This window comes from Shewanella sp. 5S214 (assembly GCF_041439795.1).
In the GTDB taxonomy this organism is placed as follows: Bacteria; Pseudomonadota; Gammaproteobacteria; order Enterobacterales; family Shewanellaceae; genus Shewanella; species Shewanella vesiculosa.
This window is the reverse complement of sequence record NZ_JBGOOV010000007.1, coordinates 92,508-115,006: the sequence shown is the minus strand read 5'-3', so window position 1 is coordinate 115,006 and position 22,499 is coordinate 92,508. Positions and strand designations below refer to the sequence as shown.

General features: G+C 42.7%; 14 protein-coding genes, 1 pseudogene and 1 riboswitch. Of the genes and pseudogenes, 11 read left to right on the top strand and 4 right to left on the bottom strand.

What is annotated here, in order from left to right; genetic code table 11:
* Window positions 1–36: 36 nt before the first annotated feature.
* Window positions 37–207, bottom strand: a riboswitch (FMN riboswitch).
* 270 nt (window positions 208–477) lie between these two features.
* From ACED29_RS06715 to ACED29_RS06700, 4 genes are all read left to right on the top strand, one after another.
* On the top strand, window positions 478–1,008 hold the full coding sequence (locus ACED29_RS06715) for a thioesterase family protein (protein ID WP_182741126.1): 531 nt from the start codon (window positions 478–480) through the stop codon (window positions 1,006–1,008).
* Between the two features lie 100 nt (window positions 1,009–1,108).
* Window positions 1,109–1,798 carry a DNA-3-methyladenine glycosylase I gene (locus tag ACED29_RS06710; RefSeq protein ID WP_371697321.1) on the top strand — a complete coding sequence of 230 codons (690 nt, stop codon included), beginning with the start codon at window positions 1,109–1,111 and terminating at the stop codon, window positions 1,796–1,798.
* A gap of 137 nt (window positions 1,799–1,935) precedes the next feature.
* Window positions 1,936–3,126, top strand: coding sequence for a hypothetical protein (locus ACED29_RS06705; protein WP_371697320.1), 1,191 nt, complete (start codon window positions 1,936–1,938; stop codon window positions 3,124–3,126).
* Entirely contained in the window at window positions 3,123–3,926 is an 804-nt protein-coding gene (locus ACED29_RS06700) for a hypothetical protein (protein WP_371697319.1), read from the top strand. The genes ACED29_RS06705 and ACED29_RS06700 overlap by 4 nt, the downstream gene beginning before the upstream one ends.
* Before the next feature lie 161 nt (window positions 3,927–4,087).
* Here the strand turns inward: ACED29_RS06700 and ACED29_RS06695 are convergent, their stop codons facing one another.
* Window positions 4,088–4,711: a TetR/AcrR family transcriptional regulator C-terminal domain-containing protein gene (locus tag ACED29_RS06695; protein WP_371697318.1), complete on the bottom strand. Its 624-nt coding sequence runs from the start codon at window positions 4,709–4,711 to the stop codon at window positions 4,088–4,090.
* A gap of 971 nt (window positions 4,712–5,682) precedes the next feature.
* Between ACED29_RS06695 and ACED29_RS06690 the strand changes: the two genes are divergently transcribed.
* The 5 genes and pseudogenes from ACED29_RS06690 to ACED29_RS06670 all read left to right on the top strand — a co-directional run bounded on the left by ACED29_RS06690 (window position 5,683) and on the right by ACED29_RS06670 (window position 13,389).
* A complete protein-coding gene (locus tag ACED29_RS06690) occupies window positions 5,683–6,831 on the top strand; it encodes an efflux RND transporter periplasmic adaptor subunit (RefSeq protein WP_124016742.1) in 1,149 nt (382 codons plus the stop codon).
* Between the two features lie 9 nt (window positions 6,832–6,840).
* Window positions 6,841–9,996 (top strand): efflux RND transporter permease subunit, encoded by a 3,156-nt coding sequence (locus ACED29_RS06685; RefSeq protein ID WP_371697317.1) that lies wholly within the window; start codon window positions 6,841–6,843, stop codon window positions 9,994–9,996.
* A gap of 418 nt (window positions 9,997–10,414) precedes the next feature.
* Window positions 10,415–10,954 (top strand): hypothetical protein, encoded by a 540-nt coding sequence (locus tag ACED29_RS06680; RefSeq protein WP_124016744.1) that lies wholly within the window; start codon window positions 10,415–10,417, stop codon window positions 10,952–10,954.
* A 361-nt stretch (window positions 10,955–11,315) separates the two neighbouring features.
* Window positions 11,316–11,939: pseudogene (locus tag ACED29_RS06675) on the top strand (lytic transglycosylase domain-containing protein); the annotation flags it as partial.
* 91 nt (window positions 11,940–12,030) lie between these two features.
* Window positions 12,031–13,389 (top strand): M28 family peptidase, encoded by a 1,359-nt coding sequence (locus ACED29_RS06670; protein ID WP_371697348.1) that lies wholly within the window; start codon window positions 12,031–12,033, stop codon window positions 13,387–13,389.
* Window positions 13,390–13,527: 138 nt separating this feature from the next.
* On the opposite strand, the gene ACED29_RS06665 is transcribed toward ACED29_RS06670, so the two are convergent.
* Window positions 13,528–14,373 carry a 23S rRNA (adenine(2030)-N(6))-methyltransferase RlmJ gene (locus ACED29_RS06665; RefSeq protein WP_124016746.1) on the bottom strand — a complete coding sequence of 282 codons (846 nt, stop codon included), beginning with the start codon at window positions 14,371–14,373 and terminating at the stop codon, window positions 13,528–13,530.
* A 130-nt stretch (window positions 14,374–14,503) separates the two neighbouring features.
* Between ACED29_RS06665 and ACED29_RS06660 the strand changes: the two genes are divergently transcribed.
* On the top strand, window positions 14,504–15,286 hold the full coding sequence (locus ACED29_RS06660) for a class I SAM-dependent methyltransferase (protein WP_371697347.1): 783 nt from the start codon (window positions 14,504–14,506) through the stop codon (window positions 15,284–15,286).
* A 190-nt stretch (window positions 15,287–15,476) separates the two neighbouring features.
* Here ACED29_RS06660 and ACED29_RS06655 read toward each other — a convergent pair whose 3' ends face one another.
* Window positions 15,477–17,348: a methyl-accepting chemotaxis protein gene (locus ACED29_RS06655; RefSeq protein ID WP_371697316.1), complete on the bottom strand. Its 1,872-nt coding sequence runs from the start codon at window positions 17,346–17,348 to the stop codon at window positions 15,477–15,479.
* Window positions 17,349–17,776: 428 nt separating this feature from the next.
* Window positions 17,777–18,748, bottom strand: coding sequence for a GGDEF domain-containing protein (locus tag ACED29_RS06650; protein ID WP_124016748.1), 972 nt, complete (start codon window positions 18,746–18,748; stop codon window positions 17,777–17,779).
* Between the two features lie 478 nt (window positions 18,749–19,226).
* On the opposite strand from ACED29_RS06650, the gene ACED29_RS06645 reads away from it, so the two are divergent.
* On the top strand, window positions 19,227–22,340 hold the full coding sequence (locus ACED29_RS06645) for a M9 family metallopeptidase (protein WP_371697315.1): 3,114 nt from the start codon (window positions 19,227–19,229) through the stop codon (window positions 22,338–22,340).
* Window positions 22,341–22,499 lie beyond the last annotated feature (159 nt).

Below are 22,499 nucleotides of genomic sequence, written 5' to 3'. Positions count from 1 at the left end.
ACAAATTGCATCAATAGCCTAGGCTAATTGATGTATCTCTATTCTCTCTCATCCGGACTATAACCGTCGGCTCTGGACTGTTAGACATTACTAATGAGTAAATACCTAAGTCACCAGATCTGCTGACCTCGACGAATCGAGCGCTCGCGGGCTCACTTTTTCAAGTATACCGCCGGTGGGGAATTGCGCCCCGCCCTGAGAATTAAAAACAATATGTGTGTGTTAAACATCTAAGCTCAGACTGCTGGCTCAGCAAAACACGCAACTATGTTAATCAGTTAAGATTAAGATGAAAAGGGATATCGGTCTCATTAATGTAATAAAGCATTACTAATGCTCATTTTACAGCGTAGCAATACCTAGGTTCAGTTATCTTAATCACTGGATGCAAATATCTATTGTTTAATGAGTTGAACGAGCTTGCTCACTGGTATGACCTTTGTTAGCCTGATGCGTTTATATCAGGAGTCACAGTTAATGAATTTGTATTTTCGTTTTATTTGGTTGTTTATATGGCGGATAGGACATTGTAAACGCATCGGTTTTTTAGGTACTAGCCGGATTGATTATCGTGTGTTGCCATTAGATTGTGACATCAATTTACACCTGACTAACTCCCGCTATCCAGCCTTTATGGATCTAGCCCGCACTTATTTGATAGCCGAAATGGGCTTGATGAAGGCATTTTTAAAAAACAGATGGTTACCCATTGTGAATGCTGCTGAGTTTACTTATATCCGCGATATTAAGCCATTTGAAAAATTTACCATAAACACCAAAATTGTCGGCTGGGATGAAAAGTATTTTTATATTGAGCATCGGATGCACACCGAGCGCGGCTTACATTGTATTGCTCATGTACGCGGTGTATTTATGTGTCGCGGTAAACAAGTGCCGATAGAAACCTTAATTGCGGCAGCCGGTTTCACTGGCGATGTGCCAGAGATGCCAGCGGAAGTGGTTAAATGGAAACAGTTTTTACAGCTTAAAAAACAACGTAATATTTAATTATCATTATGTGAATAACATTCTAAAGTAAACTGGATGGTACCAGATTACGTACCAGTGATGAGTGTTTATATAATTGATATTGTAGTGAGGGTGAAGCGTGGCAAGGTTAGAAAAATTCAGCGATATTTGGGCTCGAGCCTGTGAGCGTAAAGGCGGACCTGCAGTAGTGAAGTCGATGTTACCGGATACTCTCGATATTGACGAAATCAGCCAATATACTGATGCTCAATTGCTGTCTGTGATGAGCAAGCGGGTGTTTCAAAGTGGATTTGTGTGGCGAGTGGTTGATAACAAATGGCCTGCCTATGAGAAAGCTTTTTTTGGTTTTGAGCCGATGAAGGTACTGATGCTGTCACCTGATCAAATTCAACAGCGTGCAACCGACCCTGAGCTTATTCGTCATCAAAAGAAAACACAGGCGATTGTTGATAATGCCTATATGATCCAACATATTAACCAAGAGCATGGAAGTTTTGCGGAGTTTATTGCTCATTGGCCAAGCGATGATATTACCGGTTTATGGCAAGTGCTTAAAAAGCGCGGCACTCGTTTAGGCGGTAATACAGGGCCCTATTTTTTACGGGCAATTGGTAAAGATACCTTTTTATTAAGCCAAGATGTTCAAGCCTATTTAACTGGCCATAACGTGGTTGATGCTGGCTTTACATCGCAAACGGCTTTACGCCAAACCCAAGCGGCTTTTAATCATTGGCAACAAGAATCTGGCATGACATTAGCTCAAATAAGCCGAATTATTTCACTCGGCGTCGGCGATAACTATGTGTAGAAGTGATAATCAAGTGCTCTAAAAAATAACTTTCGTGGTCGGGCAATGCCAAAATATTATTGAGACTTTACTTGCTGTGAATTAAATCATACCCTACTACTCATGGAGTCTTAAATTAACGTTATAAGGAAATAACGATGTCCTGGTCTCAACTGAATAAATCAATCAATGCTCACTCGGTAATGGCGCTCGATGCCCATTCTTGTCGCGATTATGGCATTAGCCTTTCTTTTACCTTTCCGTTTGATAAAGTTAGATTTACCTGCCAAGCATTAGCCATGCTGTCTCAGTTAAATGATTTCGACCAAAAAATGGTTGAGAAGGATATTAAACAGATTTGCCATCACCCAAACGCTAAAAATGCCTTAAAGCATAGCCGCAATCCATTTAAACGCATTTGGCGTACTCAATATCCATTCCGGAACTATCATTTTTTAATTAGATATGACATACAACCAAGTGCAATCAGCATTACCGACATTTTATTTGACAAACAGCTTAGCGGCCCAAAAGGTAATTTTGCAGCAGAACGGTCTATGTTGTACCAAGTTAATAGAAAAACAATCGCTAACTATAACAAAGCGCTGGATAAAGATAAAATTGGTGAATTAGAAGGAGCTTGGGATGATGACCCTCAACCAAGCGCTCAAGTAAGAACCAGCCATGCTGCTGTTAATGGCATGCAGAATCAGTTAACCAAAGCTGCATGGTTAATGGGCACTCATCTAGACGCTGCTTATCAAACTGATACTATTAAAGCCTACACGTTATTTCATAACCCGACCGACAATATCGCTTTAGATGGAATTGAATGTGTATTTGACAAACGGCTTGGACAAAAATCACACAACGCCCAACATTTAGCCGCCGTATTAGCACAAAATAACCAACAAGGTAAACAAGTCAAATGGGTTGCCCACAGCCAAGGGGCTATAATTTTTTGCGCCGCCCTTGAGCATTATCGGATTAAATATGGCAAACCGTTAACCACCCAACAATTAGCCGTTCATGGTTCAGGCGCTAATTTAGACAGATTAAAGCAGGTAGCCCAAAATACAGGGTTAACCATTAACAGTGTCCGTAATAACCCCTATGATTTAGTGCCTAGTGTCGCGGGCCGAAATGACCTTTCAGCCAGTAGTTTAGCGCGGGCTTATAAATTTAGAGGGTTAGTATTTGGCGATGAGGTTGGTGCAAGCCCACATACCTTACCCTTTTTGGGGTTAGAAACCTATGCCGACCAGTTACAACTGCTAGGGGAAGATAAAAAAGCCATTATTGTTAGAAGATTTATCAAATCTTTGCCAGCAGGTGATAGTAGAATATGATTAAACTGATTAGCGCCTATTGGCGCGGCTTTGTCGGTGGCCCTGATTTTACCCGAAGCATCAACTATAGATTCATTTTAGAAGATAAATTACTGAGCGTGAGCATACCCGACAGTAATGTGGCGGCGGTGCCCAGTGTGATTGATGTGAGCTTTCCACATACTTCTACTAGTTGGTTTAAGCAACATACAAAAATTTACGACCAGCATCAATTTGTGCGGATCATCACCGAGAACTGGATGTACATGCCGCCGATTGCCTTTGCCCCGAGCAGTGAATATGGCATGTTAACTTGTCAACTTCGAATTAAGCAGACCGACAAAATTAATGTGCAAGATAAACACGCCTTAGCCGAATTTGTCATTCAACAATATGATGACTTTCATAACGGACCGGAGGGTAAAAACACCCAAATTCGTCAAGAAATTACTGAGCAGTCCGCAAAAATGGCCGTACCATTTGATCCTGATGAACTAGAAGAAGAAATAGCCGGGTGGATTGAAAATAGAGGAAAACCCCCTATACCACAGGCTCAAATAAAACGCTTTAATCACACTGACTGGGTATTTTACCAAGAAAGTAAAAGTAATAGGCGCACTCATATTAATTATTATTGCTTACCACTCAGTCCCACAAGCTTTTTAGAAGTGAAATTTAATTGTCGAGTGGATTTAAATCATAAATTTAAAAAGTGGTCGCAACATGCACAGGAGTCACAAGAACGTATTATGGCCTCGATTCAGTTAACTGAAATAGAAGCGGAACAAGACCATTTATTACATGACTTAGATACAATATAAATATGATCCATTTACCACTGAACATGACCTATTATATAGACGAAGCATTACAGCAGATATCAGTAATTAACTACACATGAGCATGACGATACTCAAAGAATTGCTGAGGTTGAAAAGTACAGTCTATTACCTTTGAAAGACAAAGATACTCTTTTATTGTTTTATGCGTTTATTTGATAGCGACATAAAAACACTTTAACGATTTCGGCAGCGTGCTGATCTTTCTCTTCATCAGTTAAAGGCTCAATAATTTGGAAGATTAACGGCCAAAAGCATTGGCCTTTAATTAAACTATGGACTTGGTCTTGGGCCTGCTCAATATTATCAACATTAATTCGACCATCTTTGTTAGCCGCTTTAATCCAACGTAAAATCGCGGTTTCTTGTTTAATTATTTTTTTGATTTCTTGCTGCATTTCAGTGGTATAGAACAAATGACCAATTAACATACGCGACACTTCAATGTGTTCTTTTGATTGTAAGTAGTCCATATCGTCACGTACTAACTGCTGTAATTGTGCTTCTAAAGGTTGATGCGCGTCATACGCTACAGTGGGTTGAGATAATGCTTGCTCCCACAAATCAGTCATTAAAGTCATGACTAACGCTTCTTTAGTCGCAAAGTGATTATAGACTGTTCGTTTAGACACCCCAGCCACTTCGGCTAACTTATCCATACTGGTAGCCGTAACCCCTAATGATTTAAAGGTTGTTCTGGCGGCCTCTATAATCGCAGCACGTTTTAATTGGCTACGTGTTTGTTTTTCTGAGTTCATTGGTTTCATCTAAGCGATCTTATTATAATATTTTACACTGAGCAGTTTACTTTTCAATAATGGATTATTAAACTACACTGTGTAGTTTACTTTTAGAAGCAATAGCTAAAAATAGTTGCAGATTTAATGGTGATAAACACTATCATTATGTTCCACAAACTTTTAATCAGACTGCTTTGAGCTATTGGTGGTGGCAGAGGATCATCTTAGTCAGTCGCAAAGGGATTGAAATTAAATCGCCTGATGGCATGTAAGGCTAATGGCATAATGTATTGTTTAACAGTGGCTATTTTAATGGCTTTTACAAATTGATGACTCTTTTTGGCTGTTTGACTCAGCATGTTTGCTATGGGCGCCTATAATAAATTACCACGCGATATCTAGATGTTGTCATTGCCATGCTCACAGACGCATATTGATGTTAACGCTAAGGTGATAAAGTCAGTAAAATAGCCAGTTTAATTTACCATTACATGATTGGTTTGAGTCTTTTGGGCGTATCAGTCAATTAACTAAATATAATATGAGCTTGCTGACTTTTAATGATGCTCAAATGGTTGGCTAATTATCAAGCTGGCGAGTAATGCTGGCTATAGTATGCTTGCAGTATAAAAGATTGATGGTTTAAATAAGCTTGTCATCAACAACCACTAGGTTAGTGTATTACTGGTGAACATTGGTGCGGTTGTTAACCCACAAATTGATCCTGCTGAGATGTTAATAAATAGTGTTAAGAATGAAATAATTGATCGAGCTTGTTTTATTACTCACTCGAATAGCACAATTTGTTAACTTTTTAAGTATATATAACGTAAGCTTATTATTTATTTACAATTTATTCGCATCAGCTAAGTTGTTTGAATTTTATACCTATGCGATAAAGTACACAGAAAATTTTAAAGTTTAATATTAGCTATTTTCAAATCGGCTACTCAAGATCGAGTGGCGCATATTGAAAATAAATTGGAGTAGGAGCACTCATGCACAAAGCATTGAAAGTCGCCGCAGTTATTTCTGCTGCATTATGGATTACCGCTTGTGGTAAAGGGGATGAAAATGCCCAGTCACAACAACCGCGGCCACCTACACCTGTTGGCGTGATGACCGTTGAAGCGATTTCGCAAGCGATTCAAGTTGAGCTACCTGGCCGCAGTCGTGCGTATTTAGAAGCCGAAGTACGACCGCAAGTCACAGGTATTATCACTAAACGTGCCTTTACTGAAGGGACTGAAGTTAAGCAAGGTCAATCACTGTATCAAATTGACGCCGCAACCTATAAAGCAGCACTGGTAAGTGCGCAAGCCGATCTTGCGAGTGCCAATGCTGGTTTAGCTTCCGCTAAAGCCAAAGCAGCGCGTTATGACAAGTTAGTTAAAACCAATGCGATCAGTAAGCAAGATTTTGACGAGACTGAAGCGGCATATAAAGAAGCACAAGCTGCGGTTGTGGTTGCTAAAGCCGCGATTAATACTGCGACAATTAACACTGAATATACTGAAGTTAAAGCACCGATTTCTGGTCGTATTGGCAAATCATCAGTGACTGCCGGCGCCTTGGTTACGGCAAACCAAAGCAATACGTTAGCGACAATTCAACAGCTTGATCCCATTAATATCGACATAGTGCAGTCAAGTGCGCAGCTGTTACGTTTAAAAGCTAACTTACGTTCTGGGCAGTTACTGGAAAGTGAAAATGCTAAAGTAACCTTAATCCTTGAAGATGGTAGCACCTACGAACAACAAGGCATTCTACAATTTGCTGAAGTTAACGTTGATGAAACGACTGGCTCTGTAACCCTTCGCGCTGAGTTTCCTAACCCAGACGGAATACTGTTACCGGGTATGTATGTTCGTGCATTGCTCAATGCTGGCCAAGATCCACAAGCGATTTTAGTGCCACAACGTGCCATTACACGTAACTCTAAAGGTGAAGCTGTCGCAATGATAGTTAATCAAGACAGTAATGTTGAAATGCGCGTGGTAAAAACAGCTGAAGTGATTGGTAATCAATGGCGCATCGTTGATGGTTTGTCTGTTGGCGATAAATTAATTGTCGAAGGATTACAAAAAATTCGTCCTGGTGCACCTGTTTCAGCTCAGGCGTTAACGGCTGACCAACCACAAAAATAGGGAATCATTATGGCTCGCTTTTTTATTGATCGCCCTATTTTTGCTTGGGTGATTGCATTATTAATTATGCTCGCGGGTGTGTTAGCCATTAAAGGCTTGCCCATTGCACAGTATCCGAGTATTGCACCGCCAACAGTGGTGATCAGTGCTTTCTATCCAGGTGCTTCGGCTAAAACCATGGAAGACACGGTTACTCAGGTGATTGAGCAGCGCATGACCGGGCTGGATCACTTACGTTATATCTCATCGACCAGTGACAGTTTTGGTAATGCGAAGATTACCCTGACGTTTAATGCTGAGGCCGATCCTGATATTGCTCAAGTACAAGTTCAGAATAAGCTGCAAGCGGCTACTCCGTTATTACCCACTGAAGTTCAGCAACAAGGTGTACAAGTTAACAAGTCCAGCTCGGGCTTTTTAATGGTGCTTGGCTTTGTGTCTGCTGATGGTTCAATGGGGAAAAGCGATATTGCCGATTATGTTGCTGCCAACGTACAAGACCCAATGAGCCGTGTACCTGGTGTGGGTGAACTGACACTTTTTGGTGCGCAGTACGCAATGCGTATTTGGTTAGACCCGCTTAAGTTAACCCAATACAAACTAACCAGTATTGATGTCATTGCTGCAATACGTGAGCAAAATGCTCAGATATCAGCGGGTCAATTAGGTGGTGCGCCTTCGGTTCCGGGTCAAGAGCTTAACGCGACGGTATCAGCACAAAGCCGCTTACAAACACCTGAGCAGTTTAAGAAAATTATTGTTAAATCTGATTCGTCGGGCGCCAACGTTTTTCTAGCCGATGTTGCCAGAGTGGAATTAGGCGCAGAAAGCTACGCGGTAGACTCATATTATAATGGTAAACCCGCATCTGGTTTGGCGTTTAAATTAGCCACCGGTGCGAATGCGTTAGACACTGCAGAGGGTATTAAAGCCAAAGTTAATGAGATGAAAGAGTTTTTCCCTCAAGGGCTTGAGGTGGTTTATCCCTATGATACAACGCCGTTCGTTGAGCAATCAATCGAAGGTGTGGTGCACACATTGATAGAAGCCATAGTGTTGGTGTTCTTGATCATGTACCTGTTTTTACAAAATTTTAGAGCAACACTTATTCCAACAATCGCTGTGCCTGTGGTGTTATTAGGAACATTTGCTGTGTTATCTGCAGCCGGTTTTACCATTAATACCTTAACCATGTTTGCCATGGTATTGGCGATTGGTTTGCTAGTAGATGATGCGATTGTTGTGGTTGAAAACGTTGAACGCGTAATGTCTGAAGAAGGCTTAAGTCCGCTTGAGGCAACCCGAAAATCAATGGATCAAATTACCAGTGCCTTAGTCGGTATCGGTTTGACCTTGTCGGCGGTGTTCGTACCAATGGCGTTTATGTCTGGCTCCACCGGGGTCATTTATCGTCAGTTCTCTATTACTATTGTTTCAGCGATGGCTTTATCGGTGTTTGTCGCCATCGTGTTAACGCCGGCATTATGTGCCACCATGTTAAAACCGATCGAAAAAGGTCATTCCTACGCAGATACAGGGTTCTTTGGCTGGTTTAACCGTAAGTTTGATGCAATGACATCGCGTTATGAATCAAGTGTCGGCAGTATTCTTAAGCGTTCTTTTAGAGTCATGCTGATTTATGTTGGTTTAGTTATTGCTGTGGGTTGGATTTTCTTACGCATGCCAACGGCATTCTTACCCGATGAAGACCAAGGTATCTTGTTTACACAAGCGATTTTGCCAACTAACTCCACCCAAGAAAGCACGGTTAAGGTATTAAAAGACGTTTCTAATTATTATCTTACTGAAGAAAAAGACATTGTGAGATCAGTCTTTACCGTTTCAGGTTTCAGTTTTGCTGGTTCTGGGCAAAATATGGGACTTGCGTTTGTGGGTTTAAAAGATTGGTCTGAACGTGAAGCACCGGGTGAAGATGTTAAGTCATTGGCAGGACGAGCCATGGGTCACTTTGCGCAAATTAAAGAGGCGTTAGTGTTTGCCTTTGTGCCGCCATCAGTGATTGAGCTTGGTACTGCAAATGGTTTCGATGTTTACCTGAAAGACTTAAATGGTCAAGGACACGCCAAGTTAATTGAAGCGCGTAATCAATTATTAGGCATGGCTTCACAAAACTCGAATCTTGTTGGGGTTCGTCCAAATGGTCAGGAAGATGCGCCGATATACAAAATTAATATTGATCACGCTAAATTACGTGCTTTAGATATTGATATTAATAGCGTCAACAGCGTGCTGGGTACAGCATGGGGTGGGTCATATGTGAATGACTTTATTGACCGTGGCCGAGTTAAAAAGGTTTATGTTCAGGGGGACGCTAAATATCGTATGCAACCTGGTGATTTAGACTCTTGGTATGTACGTAACAATAATGGTGAAATGGTACCGTTTTCGGCATTTGCATCCGGTACTTGGGAATTTGGCTCACCACAATTACAGCGCTTTAACGGTGTCCCCGCAGTCAATATTCAAGGCTCAACAGCACCGGGTTATAGCACTGGTGACGCGATGGATGCATTAGAGGAGATGGCCAAGCAGCTTCCTCCAGGGTACGGCTTAGAGTGGAATGGTTTGTCGTACGAAGAACGTTTGTCGGGTAATCAAGCACCTAGTTTGTATGCTTTATCTATCCTAATTGTGTTCTTGGTATTGGCTGCTCTGTATGAAAGCTGGTCAGTGCCTTTATCGGTGATTTTAGTGGTACCACTAGGGATTATTGGGGCGCTATTGGCAATGAATGGTCGCGGTTTACCTAACGACGTATTCTTCCAAGTCGGTCTGTTAACCACGGTGGGCCTGGCGACTAAAAACGCCATTCTAATTGTCGAGTTTGCCAAGGAATATTACGAAAAAGGATCTGGGCTAATTGAGGCAACATTACATGCGGTACGTGTGCGTTTACGCCCAATTCTAATGACTTCATTAGCATTTGGTTTAGGTGTTGTGCCATTAGCGATTAGTTCTGGAGTTGGCTCTGGTAGTCAAAATGCCATCGGTACTGCGGTATTGGGCGGTATGATGACCTCCACCTTCTTAGGTATCTTCTTTGTGCCGTTATTCTTTGTGGTGGTTGAGCGCATTTTCAGTAAGCGTGAAAAACCAACGGAAGAGGAAGATGAACAAGTCGATAACGATAGAAAAAATATTTAATTTTTTACATTATTGATTGTAAAAAGCCCAGTTTAACTGGGCTTTTTTATGACTATTGTTTTTAAAAGATACAGAGAGTGAAAACTGACTCAAAAGGTATTAAGTCGGCATTATTAAACGGTATTTTGATTTATATTCAATAGAAAACTGAAAATGTGTTTAAAAAACACTCTGCTTAAAATTATATTAGGTATCTGATAAAGTTAGCTATTTAATTTTAAATGGTACAGTTTTAGGTCACATATGTGCAGATTTGTTGTGTTATAGTCAAAATGTTAATTAAAACCGCTTATTAACATCTATTCGTGCTTTACTGATACTTTAATGGTTATTTTTTAGCTAAGCTATCATCGATAAAGATGAACTTTTGATTAAATTATGATTATGATAGTGAATAACAATAATAAAGGATGTCACCATGCAGGCGCTATTTATTAGCCTCACTTTAGCCGCTATTCTGGCTTATCTTTGGTATGCCAGTTTACTTAAAAAGCGCACTTCAGCCATTGAAGCGCTGAAAGTGATCGACGCAAAAATTGATAAAAGATTAATGTTGTTCACTGAACTGTGCCAGGAAAAAAAGTCGTATCAACACCCCCTAACTGATGATCAACAAGCTCAATTGTTGCAACTTAAACAAATGCAGCCCCAACATGATTGGGAACAACCCATAGAAGAATCAAACGTAGCGGGCGGTTCCTTGTCGGTATCTATTGCTGCGTGGCAACAGATTGATCAAGGTTTAGAGGCGTTATTATCAACGGTAAATAAAGACAAACTGTGTGCTGACCAGCTTGCCGAGTATTTACAGTTAGAACTCGATTTTGTCCATGCAGAGGATTTTTACCGCAAAGCCGTCGACGAGTTAAACAGCGGTGTTAAAATTTTTCCTGGATCTGCTGTGGCTAAATTTGCGCGTATCGCGCCGATGCCAATATTCGATCAAGTGCAGGACTAACCCAATGATATGGGGTAATCGACAGACGCTATTGGGTATCATGGGATTGTTGGCTTGCGCTGGTTTACACATGCAGGTGCAAGCCAAACAAGTGATTTATCCCGCCGTAGAAGAAGTTGACAAGCCACAACTCAAAGCTAAGTACTTGCCTGAACAAGCCGCAGTTAAAAAACAGTTATCGTTACAACCTACACAACCTGCACCCGTTGCAGAAAACACCGCTCCGGCATCAGAAATGGATAAGATGACGAGTCGAAGCAAGGTTGATTCAATCAAAGATCCATTGTCATTAACAGCAGGCTATGTCGATGAAAAACCGCAGCCGCGCACCTTAACGAATGACTACCCGTTAAAGCCGTCGGCCAGTGTACCGAGTAAGCAGCGCATTAAGGCGAGTTATTCCGACAATGGTATCGTGAGTGATTTAGGCGTTGAAAAACGTAAAGTTTACCAATATAAGCAAACCAATGGCGTGATGGTATTTAGCGATGTACAACCGCAGGGTGATGACTACCAAGTGCTGTTGTATGAATGTTTTGCATGTCGTGTCGACTCGGTTATCGATTGGTATAAAATTCCATTATTTACTTCACCTTTTGCTGCTGATGTTGCTTTAGCAGCGCGCCAATATCAGCTGGATCCTGCACTTATTCGGGCCGTTATTCATGCTGAGTCGGCTTTCAAAATGGGTGCACTATCAAAAGCGGGTGCCAAAGGCTTGATGCAGTTAATGCCTGCGACCGCTAGCGATATGGGCGTTGATGATCCTTTTAATGCTCAGCAAAATATTCGCGGTGGCAGTCGTTATCTTGCACAGTTACTCAGCCAATTCAACGGCGACATTGACCTTGCGTGTGCAGCATACAATGCTGGCCCGACTACTGTGATGCAATACCGCGGCATACCGCCCTATCCTGAAACACAAGCTTATGTAAAGCGTGTAAAAATATTATTAAAACGCTATCAAAAGGCATTAGCCAGTTAATTTAAGGTAATTATTAATGAATCATTTACTTGATAAACTTCACTCCAAGCGTATCCCGTTCCGTCGCACTCAGGGCTATGGCCTTGCTAGTATGGCCGGATTACTGATATTGGGCGCTGTAGCTGTCCCCGCCGTTGCTGCCGATAAATCATCAGCTGCGCCATCGCAAGAAGATGTGCGTTTATACGACATCGCGACTGCACCACAAGCCCAGCGGATTGAGCAAGATATTCGCACTTTAGTCGGTTTCGGAACCCGCCATACCTTGTCTGATACTCAATCTGATACCCAGGGTATTGGTGCTGCAAGACGTTGGATTGAAGCTGAATTTAATCGTATATCTAAAGAGTGTGGCGGCTGTTTAGAAGTGGTGACTGTGGCTGATACCGTTCAAGGTAAACGAATTGCGAACCCAACCGAAGTGGTTAATGTTATTGCTATTCAACGTGGTCAAACAGATCCTAAGCGCGTAGTGATGATGAGCGGTGATATTGATTCACGTGTCAGTGATGTATTAGATGCCAGCTCAATTTCTCCTGGCGCTAATGACAATGCGTCGGGGGTTGCGGGAGCGCTAGAAGCTGCTCGCGTATTATCAAAATATCAATTTAACGGCACTATCGTTTATGCTGCGTTGTCGGGCGAAGAGCAAGGCCTGTATGGCGGTAATATTTTAGCTGACTATGCTAAAGCGCAAAATTGGCAGGTTCAAGCAGTATTAAATAATGACATGATTGGCAATATATCAGGCATTAATGGCGTGGTGAATAACAGTAGTGTGCGGGTGTTTTCTGAAGGTGTACGTATTGCCGAAACCGCAGATGAAGCCAAAGAACGCTATTTTAGTGGCGGCGAAAATGATTCTGCTTCACGTAATTTAGCCCGTAAAATTAAATCGTTAGCAGACCAGTACATGACTAATTTAGAGGTGATGCTAGTGTATCGCCTCGACCGTTTTGGTCGTGGTGGACATCATTTACCGTTTAATCAGGCTGGCTTGCCTGCCGTACGGATTATGGAAACCAACGAGAACTATAATCGTCAGCATCAAGATATTCGCGTTGAAGATGGCATTGCGTATGGTGATGTGATTGAAGGTGTCGATTTTGACTTTACAGCCAAATCGACTGCACTTAATGCACTGAGCTTAGCGTCACAAGCGTGGGCACCAGCACCGCCAACCAAGGTTACCATTGCAGGGCAAGTATCACCGAGTACCACCTTAAGTTGGGCAAAAAGTGATGATAAAACTGTTGTTGGATATCGCGTCTATTGGCGTTTAACCACAGTGCCAGAATGGACTCACAGTCGCTATGTCGGCAAGGTTAATCAGTTCACGTTGGATAATATGGTTATCGATAATTACTTATATGGCGTGGCCAGCGTTGCCGCGAATGGCAATGTCAGCCCAGTGGTGTTTCCGGGTGCAGCAGGTACATTCTTTAAATAACGCTCAGTAACAGCTTTGAAGATAAAAACAAAAATGCCCAAACCGTTGCTGCGGTTTGGGCATTTTCTATTATCTACCATCAGTAATCAGTAATCAGTATTCACATTGCACTGCAACATAAACCCTGCAGAGGCTAAATTATTCACCGACTTCCCACTTCACAGTCGTATGGCCATCGGCATGACCTAATAATGGGGTTAAATAATCTAATGCTTCTTTAGCTAACACATCTAATTGCCAAGGTGGGTTAATGACCCATAAGCCAGCAGCTGTCATGCCAAACTCGTCACTGTCAGCGCTAACGGCTTGCTCAATACGCAACTGTTTTTTAATTCCGCTGTTTTTTAGCAAGGTTAACATAGCTTCTGTTTGCTCACGTTTTACCACTGGATACCATAAAACAAATGTTCCAGTCGCAAAACGTTTATGAGCTTTAATAATGGTTTCAGCCACATCCTGATAGTCAGTTTTCATTTCATAGCTTGGATCAATTAATATGACTCCACGGCGCTCTAATGGAGGAACCGCGGCAATTAATCCTTTTAAACCATCTCCTCGAATGACTTTTACTTGCTTGTCGTCAATGAAATAATTTTCCAGTAACTCGTGGTCTGTAACATGCAGTTCGTGCAATACCATACGATCTTGCGGACGCAGTTCGACATCGACAATCGCCGGAGAACCAGGGTAAACCGTTAATTCACCATCAAATTCAGCGTTAAAGTGCTTTACTGTCTCAACGTAATCAGCCAATGCTGTAGGTAAATTTGCGTGGTCCCATAATTTAGCCACGCCGTCTAAATACTCGCCCGTTTTCTGAGCAAACTCATCGGTTAATGAGTAGGCGCCGGCACCTGCATGAGTATCGATATACACATAAGGTTTATCTTTTTTCTGCATCGCTTTTAATACTTGAATAAGCATTGAGTGCTTAAGCACATCGGCATAATTGCCTGCATGATAACCGTGGCGATAACTGAGCATGGGCATTTCCATTTACTAAATGAGACAGCAAAAACTGTGTAATAACGACATTATAAGTTTTCTAGCGCGCGAGGTATAGGTGTTCACTGGTGATGGCTTTTGGCATAATGGCGTAGTTTCTTATATTGGCATGGTAATCATCTTGTTGCAGACACCTATCTTCTTTAATCAGCAGTATCCTTCATTAGTCGATATTGCCCAGCGCTGGCAGCTTGTGTGGGACCAGCATGCTGCTTTTGAATTGCGCTTTGAGCAAAACTGCCTAAGTTTGCATAAACGAGATGAGCCTAAACTAGACGGCATTAGTGTTGATTTTGTTTCTGGTGCGGTTGCTCATCGGCGTAAGTTTGGTGGCGGGCGAGGTCAATCTATCGCCAAAGCGGTTGGATTAAAACAAGGCTTAACGCCAACGGTTGTGGATGGAACTGCCGGCTTAGGCCGTGATGCATTTGTATTGGCCAGCCTAGGTTGTAAAGTCATTATGATTGAACGAAACCCTGTGGTTGCCGCGCTACTCGAAGACGGTTTACGCCGCGCGTATGATGATGCTGAAATTGGCCAATGGATGCATGAGCGTATGAGCTTGTTCCATGGTTCCAGCCTCAATGCATTAGCCGATGCGGTGAAAACGAGCACTAACGTCGGCGAGATTGATGTGGTTTACCTTGATCCCATGTACCCACACCGTGAAAAGTCAGCGCTGGTAAAAAAAGAGATGCGAGTATTCCAAACCTTAGTTGGGGCTGATCTTGATGCCGATGGATTACTGGCACCTGCTATCGCATTAGCCACCAAGCGTGTTGTTGTAAAACGCCCTGATTACGCTGAGGATTTAGACGGTGTAAAGCCGCATTCTGTGATTGAAACTAAAAAAAATCGCTTCGATTTATACATCAAATCCGCGATGAAATAGCATCAAGTCGAGCATCGAATATTAGTGTTTTAGGTTATTACTATTGGCTTTAGATTACGAATCTTGATTTTGTTGAGCCTTTGAGGAAAGCTAACTGGCTTTTACCTCAAAAGACTCATCCCAATGTCGTTGGAACTCGGCAGGATATTCTTGCTTAGCAATATGCCTGCACCAGACTAATAAATCATGGTTACAAAATAAAGGTGGCGACTTTGTTACTCAAATCTGTCGCACGGTCTTTGAGCATTGTCGCTTGGTCTAAATGAGTCATCGCCGATGAGGTGATCTCATCGGTGACATCTTTTATCGCGACAGTATTCTTAGTTATTTCGTTCGTCACCTGTGTTTGCTCTTCTGCTGCTATGGCTATTTGACCCGCCATATCAGAAATCATATTGACCGCTTCAGTGATTTCTTCCAGAGCGTTTGCCGCAGCGTTAACATCATCAACACTGTTATTGGCTAATGTTTTACTACTGTCCATCAAGCAAACAGCTTGTTTGGTTGTGCTTTGTAAGGTTTCGATAGTGGTATAAATCTCTGCCGTTGAGTCTTGAGTCCGACGAGATAATACTCGCACTTCATCAGCCACTACGGCAAAACCACGACCTTGTTCACCCGCACGAGCAGCCTCAATGGCTGCATTTAATGCCAATAAGTTAGTTTGCTCAGCAATCCCTTGAATTGTTGTCAAAATGCTAGAGATGGCTTGTGCATGTAGGCTTAATTTACCAATGACGGTAGTGGTTTCATCTATTTCTGTTGCTAACGAATTAATGGTCGTGCGAGTTTTATCAACTAAACCTTTACCTTGAATACTGCTTTGGGTTGACTGTTGTGCCGCCGCAGCAGTACTTTCAGCATTGGCTGCAATTTCATGGGTTGCGCATGACATTTCCGTCACTGCAGTCGCAACCATTGCGACTTCTTGCTGTTGGCGTTGCAACTCATCAACACTTGTTTGATTTGTAAGTAAACTCTGCTCTGCATCTAAATGCAGTTCGTGCGCCAGATGACGAATATGGCTGATCAGCTGATGTTGACTACTCACAAAGCGGTTAAAGTTATCGGCTAGCACCCCGACTTCATCCTGACTGTCGACAGTGATGCGTTGGGTTAAATCACCATTGCCGTCAGCGATACGGGATAATGCTTGTGATACACGGCTTAATGGTGCAAGTAACAGGCTTAATAACCATGAAATTGATAACACACTGATAATCAATACTAATACAGCCAATCCTAGTTGGGTAAACATTAAACTGGCAAGTGGTGCTTCTAGGGTTTGTTGGTCGAGTACAAAAACCAGTTGCCAATCAGTATTCGGTATCTCTTCGCTCCAGAGTAATTTATCTCTGCCTTCAGTATCAAAATAGACAGGTACTAATTTGCCTGTTTGACGACTTGATTGGATCAATTGACTGCTTAACTTATTATCAATAGACGTAATTTTGCCCATCAATTTATTTGCGTCTTTATAAGCAATCACAGTGCCGTCTTTATGCATCATGATGGCATAACCGTTGGCTGGCAGGGACATACTGTTGACGCTATCGACTAAGCTAGCAATTGAAACATCGCCAGCAACTACGCCATTGCTGGTTGGTTTAGCGATAGTGACGACCAATACATTAAAGGCGACATCTACGTAAGGTTTGGTAATAATTGTTTTACGTGCTTGTTGCGATTGATGGTACCAAGGACGCGATCTAGGATCATAGCCGGTACGATCAATACTCGGGTCTGAATCAATCATTATGCCATTATTGTTACCGAAATAGGTTAGCTGAAAATCGCCGGAGATTTTTGCTTGTTGCAAAGCATTAAGCGTATCACCTTCGACCTTAGTGGCAACTGAGCTGATGATCCGTTTACGATCAGACAACCATCCTTCAATTAGTTTTGCCTGTTGTTTACCAGATTCACTTACCTGATTAACACTACTTTGCAGTAACGAGCTTTTTTGGGTTGAATAGCTGTGCCACGATAATAGTCCAATGACAACCGCAAGGGCGAGGACAACCGATAGTAATATCTTTTGCTTTAGTGAATATGACTTCATATGGGATGTTAATACTGTTTATTTAAATTGAGATACGAAAATAAATACAGCTTTGTGGTTGCTGAATTTAGAATATGAATTGAGATAAGGGAGAGTCATCTCAATCTTGCTTTTATTTTCGCACACATAATAAAGCAACAAAATTAAAATCAATGTATAACAATATTAATGTCGTTTTTGTCATGTTTATAAAATATTCACTGATTCTGAATGTTAATTTTTAATTTAAAATTCTATTAATGTAAATATAAAAAGACATATAAATCCAACTTGTATTTTTTTTGTTTAAAGTATTCACACCTAGTGTATTTATACTAAAAAGGCTTTAAATCTGTTTATCAGGATAGATTGATATTTATCCATTACTGTAGCTTGCGGTCATAAGCATACTGTTACATATTGCTATTAATCGCTAAGTCTAGCAAAAGCTACTTATTGCTGAACACAGCACAGTCACGACCTTGTCCTTTTGCGAGATAAAGTGCCTCATCTGCGCGTTGAAGCCAAGTATCAGCCGTTGTACCCGGTACCCATGGGGCAACGCCAAATGACACGGTTATTTCTTTGCCATCTGGTGTTTTCAACTCTTGCTTAATCGCCGTTTTAAGATTATCAATAAACACATGTTGATCACTCATATTGGGAATTAATAATACAAACTCTTCGCCCCCGAACCGATAAAGTCGATCGTATTTACCAATATGTGAGGTGGTGATAGTTACAAAATCTTTTAGTACTTGGTCTCCAACAGCATGGCCGAACTTGTCATTGACTGTCTTAAAGTAATCTAAATCTAGAATAGCCAATAATTGCTCAATACCATTATTTTCTGCATTAGATAAAGCCGCTTTTATATCTGAGCTCATGGCGCGGCGATTAAATGCGCCAGTGAGTTCATCAATAGTGTTGAGCTTTTTTAGTAAGAGAAACTGCTTCACGCCATGACTGGCATGAATAAATGCACTCATTGATAACATCAAGATTGTTATAACAAAGGAGTTTAATGAAATTGTATTAAAAATATCAGACATGGCCACCATAGCAACGCCAGCGACGAAATTAATACATAAGGCCTCAAGCGGTCTGACTAGAATAAAAGTACTTGCGAAGACAGGATAAACCCACAAAAAACTGTCGATTCCATTTGCTATCACTATGGCTACAACACCGGTATTAATAAATACCGCTGCTATTGCGCTTACTATGCGGATTTTTTTAGAGAAATATGCATAAGCGACCAATGCGACTATGCCTAGTATGAGCGTTATATCAATACCAGCAGCAATAAAGTTACCATCGAGGTAACGTATTACTACAAATGGAAAAACACCCATTATAGCCACAGTACCTAGTAGCAAAAATAATGACAGTTGATATTTTTGCTGTAGTTGATTGATCATAATGCTCTCGCAGTAAAATGAATGATTATTCTTATCAGGCTACATATTACCAAGTGGAAACCTTTTTTACTTGAAAATATGTCAGCAGCAATCTGTTTACATAAAAATGCTATCCAATTGAGATTCAATGCTGATGCCTAGATACATGTCTGTTTCTGTCACTTTACTGTTCGGTGAGGTTAGCAACGTCATTGGTTATTCCATGCAGCCTAAAGCGTCATTATGTTGGAGCAACGTGCAGATAGAGCAAACCCTAGTAGGGCGATAAAATGGAGCGAAGCAGAAAATAGTCTGGCAAACACTGGATGTTTTGACCAATTACCGCCATTATTTCTGGGTACTTTTTACTGTTTAACCAAGTTATAGCATTGTTTATTCTGTAAAAAAGCCAATGAGGTTTGATGCAAGCTTATATTACACGCGTCAAATAACGCCCAAGGAAGATCTGCATTGCAGACAAGATAAAAATGGATACACAATGAAAAAGATATTACTCTTCGCGACTATTAGTTTAGCCGTTTCGATTCCCGCTATTGCCCATGACAATCATACAAATAACCCCTTAGCCACTAACAAACTAGACCTAAACCCACCACAAGCTCAACCTTCGCCACGACCGCCTTCGGCGCCCATTAGCCAAATTGAATCCCATAGAGCGCTGCTGCGGGAGACGCCATTGATGGCATCACCAAATGAGCCCACCCCAATAGATTCACTTGAGGTACATTCGCGTCAAAAACGTCATATAGATGTCTCGGAGCAACCGCCACTTAAGTTACAGAGTCGCAGCGCCGCACTGCAAAGTGATGACTGCAGTGACTTTTCGGGCCAAGCCCTAGTGGATCAATTGAGCCAATCGACACCCGAGTGCGTCGGTAAGCTCTATAGCCTCAAAGGCAGTAGCGCCACCGCGCTATTTAGCGAGGCCAATGTGGTCAGTGTGGCTAACGCCATTGCCACTAAAGCCAAGGACTACACTGGGGTCGATGTTCAGCATCTCGAATCGCATATTTACTTTGTCCGCGCTGCCCTCTATGTGCAGTTTTACAGCCCAAATGATGTACCCGCTTACAGCAGCGCCGCTAAGGCCAGCTTAAAATCGGCCCTCAACGCTTTATTTGCGAACGCTGCGATTTGGACTGTTTCCGATGACAATGCTGGCGTGTTGAAAGAAGCCTTAATCCTGATTGACTCTGCCGAGCTCGGCGCCGATTTTAATCATGTCACCATAAAAGTGCTAACGGACTACGACGCTAACTGGCAAGCCAGTTTCGCCATGAACGCCGCAGCAAACTCAGTGTTTACCACCTTATTCCGCGCCCAGTGGAATGATGACATGCAGGCGCTGTTCGCACGTGACCAAGGCATTTTAGATGCGCTAAATAACTTCCAGCTCGAACACCGCGACTTGTTAGGCACCAATGCAGAGTATCTGTTAGTCAACTCAGTCAAAGAGTTATCTAGACTGTATTACATTGATGCCATGCGCCCGCGAGTGACTCAGCTGGTTAAAAACATCCTCAGCAGCACCAGTAAAAGCGAACCGAGCAAAGTGCTTTGGTACGCGGCGGCAGAAATGGCCGACTATTACGATCGCAGTCATTGTAACGATTACAATATCTGTGGTTTTAAGGCGCAATTAGAGGCCGATGCCTTACCTTTTAATTGGAAATGCTCCGACAGTCTCAAGATCCGCGCCCAAGATCTCTATCAAGATCAAGCCAAGTGGGCCTGTGATGTGCTGACCAGCCAAGAAAGCTATTTCCACAGCAAACTTGAAACGGGCATGCAACCTGTAGGGCAAGATAACAACGATGATTTAGAGCTAGTGATATTTGGCAGCTCGTCTAAGTATAAATCCTTAGCCAACAGTATCTTTGGCATCAATACCGACAACGGCGGCATGTACCTTGAAGGCTCGCCCGCCGGACTCAAAAATCAGGCGCGTTTTATCGCCTATGAAGCCGAATGGCGTACGCCGGATTTCCATGTCTGGAACCTGCAACACGAATATGTGCACTACCTAGACGGGCGCTATAACCTGTTTGGTGACTTTAGCCGCGGCACATCGGCCAATACTATTTGGTGGATTGAAGGTCTAGCGGAATACATTTCTTACCGTGACGCCAATACCGCGGCCATTGCCATGGGCGAAACCGGTGAATTTATGTTGTCGACCATATTCAAAAACAACTATGAATCGGGCCAAGACCGTATCTACCGTTGGGGTTATCTGGCGGTGCGCTTTATGTTTGAGCATCACAGGGACGATGTAAGACAGATTCTCGCCTACCTACGTAACGACCAATACGCGGAATATCAAACCTTTATGGATGGTATCGGTACACGTTACGACAACGAGTGGCAAGGTTGGCTCGCCAGCGGCTTGAGCACGGCTGACGATGGCATTGTCGATAAAGGCCCAAGTGATGTCGATGCTGAGCCCAGTGGCCGTGAAGGTAACTGGGCTGGTCCTGCGGGCACTATCAGTAAGGATTACTCGCCTTGCCAAGTGACGAACGAAGCCTACCGTTACACAGAATCGGCCAGCCTTAAAATCGATGTGCCGATGGAATGTATTGATTCCAAACTCGGCCGCGCCAGTTTTACTTTCACTAATACCGAGCGCTCGGCCCAAGATCTGTGGATCAAGATTGGCGGCGGTTGGGGTGATGCCGACATTTATTTCAATTCTAAAGGTTGGGCAAGCTCAGAGCAAAACCAAGGCGCGGGGATCGGCAACGGTAACTATCAAGTCATTAAAGTGCAGTTAAACCCTGACGAATATTGGCACTACATTACCTTGTCGGGAGATTTTGGCGGCGTTGATATGCAAGTTAGCACCACTGAGCTGTTCGCTGATGTTGATCCCGATCTGGGAGATGGCGGCGTGGATCCTGAGCCACCAGCAAATTGCGGTGCAGTGACCTTAGATTACGGCCAGCTCACACTGGGCAAAAACGAGTGTATCAGTGGTGGACGCAACAGCTTCTACTTCTGGGTTGAGGAAGATAATACTCAGTTCACCGTCACCACTAAGGGCGGTTCTGGGGATGCCAATCTTTACTTCAATGCCAGTCAGTGGGCCGACGCCGAAAATGCCGATGCCAAGAGCACTCAAGCAGGTAATCAAGAGTCGCTAAGTTTTAGTGCCAATCGCGGCTGGCGTTATATCACAGTTGATACTGCCACTGAGTTTAGCGGCGTAACACTCACCCTCAATACAGGCGCGAGCAATACGCCTACGCCAGCTCTAATCGCTAATGCCTGCACGACGCAATCGCCCTTGAGTCATGGTGAGCTGAGTTCAGGCAAAGCCATCTGCACCGCCGATGGCCGCAGCGATTACTATCTTTGGGTGCCAGAAGGTACGAGTCAGTTAAGCATCAACTCGGCCCATGGCAGTGGTGATGTGAGCCTGTTTTCGGGGACAACTTGGGCCAATGCTCAACACTTCGATGCAGCGTCTGTCACGCCTGCTAACACTCAAGAAAGTATCACAGTCGATGCACCAAGCCTGGGTTGGTATTACATCACAGTGCAGAGTGAACCCCAGAGTTCAGGTGTCGCACTGCAGGTTGATTTACGTTAAAACTAATCAATGCTATTTCGTTAGTTTACTGACGTAAAAAGTGGTTTTGGCTTGGCCTGATGCTAACGGCAGCGTTGGCTAGATGTATCGACTTAATGCGCGTAGCATTGAGATAAATAATTGGCCATAACGACAGTTATGGCCAATTATTAAGCCTAT

What these genes read in the sequence shown, in the direction of transcription:
- ACED29_RS06715 (WP_182741126.1), top strand. Translation starts at nt 478, where the DNA reads ATGAATTTGTATTTTCGTTTTATTTGGTTGTTTATATGGCGGATAGGA.
- ACED29_RS06705 (WP_371697320.1), top strand. Translation starts at nt 1,936, where the DNA reads ATGTCCTGGTCTCAACTGAATAAATCAATCAATGCTCACTCGGTAATG.
- ACED29_RS06700 (WP_371697319.1), top strand. Translation starts at nt 3,123, where the DNA reads ATGATTAAACTGATTAGCGCCTATTGGCGCGGCTTTGTCGGTGGCCCT.
- ACED29_RS06695 (WP_371697318.1), bottom strand. Translation starts at nt 4,711, where the DNA reads ATGAAACCAATGAACTCAGAAAAACAAACACGTAGCCAATTAAAACGT.
- ACED29_RS06690 (WP_124016742.1), top strand. Translation starts at nt 5,683, where the DNA reads ATGCACAAAGCATTGAAAGTCGCCGCAGTTATTTCTGCTGCATTATGG.
- ACED29_RS06685 (WP_371697317.1), top strand. Translation starts at nt 6,841, where the DNA reads ATGGCTCGCTTTTTTATTGATCGCCCTATTTTTGCTTGGGTGATTGCA.
- ACED29_RS06680 (WP_124016744.1), top strand. Translation starts at nt 10,415, where the DNA reads ATGCAGGCGCTATTTATTAGCCTCACTTTAGCCGCTATTCTGGCTTAT.
- ACED29_RS06670 (WP_371697348.1), top strand. Translation starts at nt 12,031, where the DNA reads ATGGCCGGATTACTGATATTGGGCGCTGTAGCTGTCCCCGCCGTTGCT.
- ACED29_RS06665 (WP_124016746.1), bottom strand. Translation starts at nt 14,373, where the DNA reads ATGCTCAGTTATCGCCACGGTTATCATGCAGGCAATTATGCCGATGTG.
- ACED29_RS06660 (WP_371697347.1), top strand. Translation starts at nt 14,504, where the DNA reads ATGGTAATCATCTTGTTGCAGACACCTATCTTCTTTAATCAGCAGTAT.
- ACED29_RS06655 (WP_371697316.1), bottom strand. Translation starts at nt 17,348, where the DNA reads ATGAAGTCATATTCACTAAAGCAAAAGATATTACTATCGGTTGTCCTC.
- ACED29_RS06650 (WP_124016748.1), bottom strand. Translation starts at nt 18,748, where the DNA reads ATGATCAATCAACTACAGCAAAAATATCAACTGTCATTATTTTTGCTA.
- ACED29_RS06645 (WP_371697315.1), top strand. Translation starts at nt 19,227, where the DNA reads ATGAAAAAGATATTACTCTTCGCGACTATTAGTTTAGCCGTTTCGATT.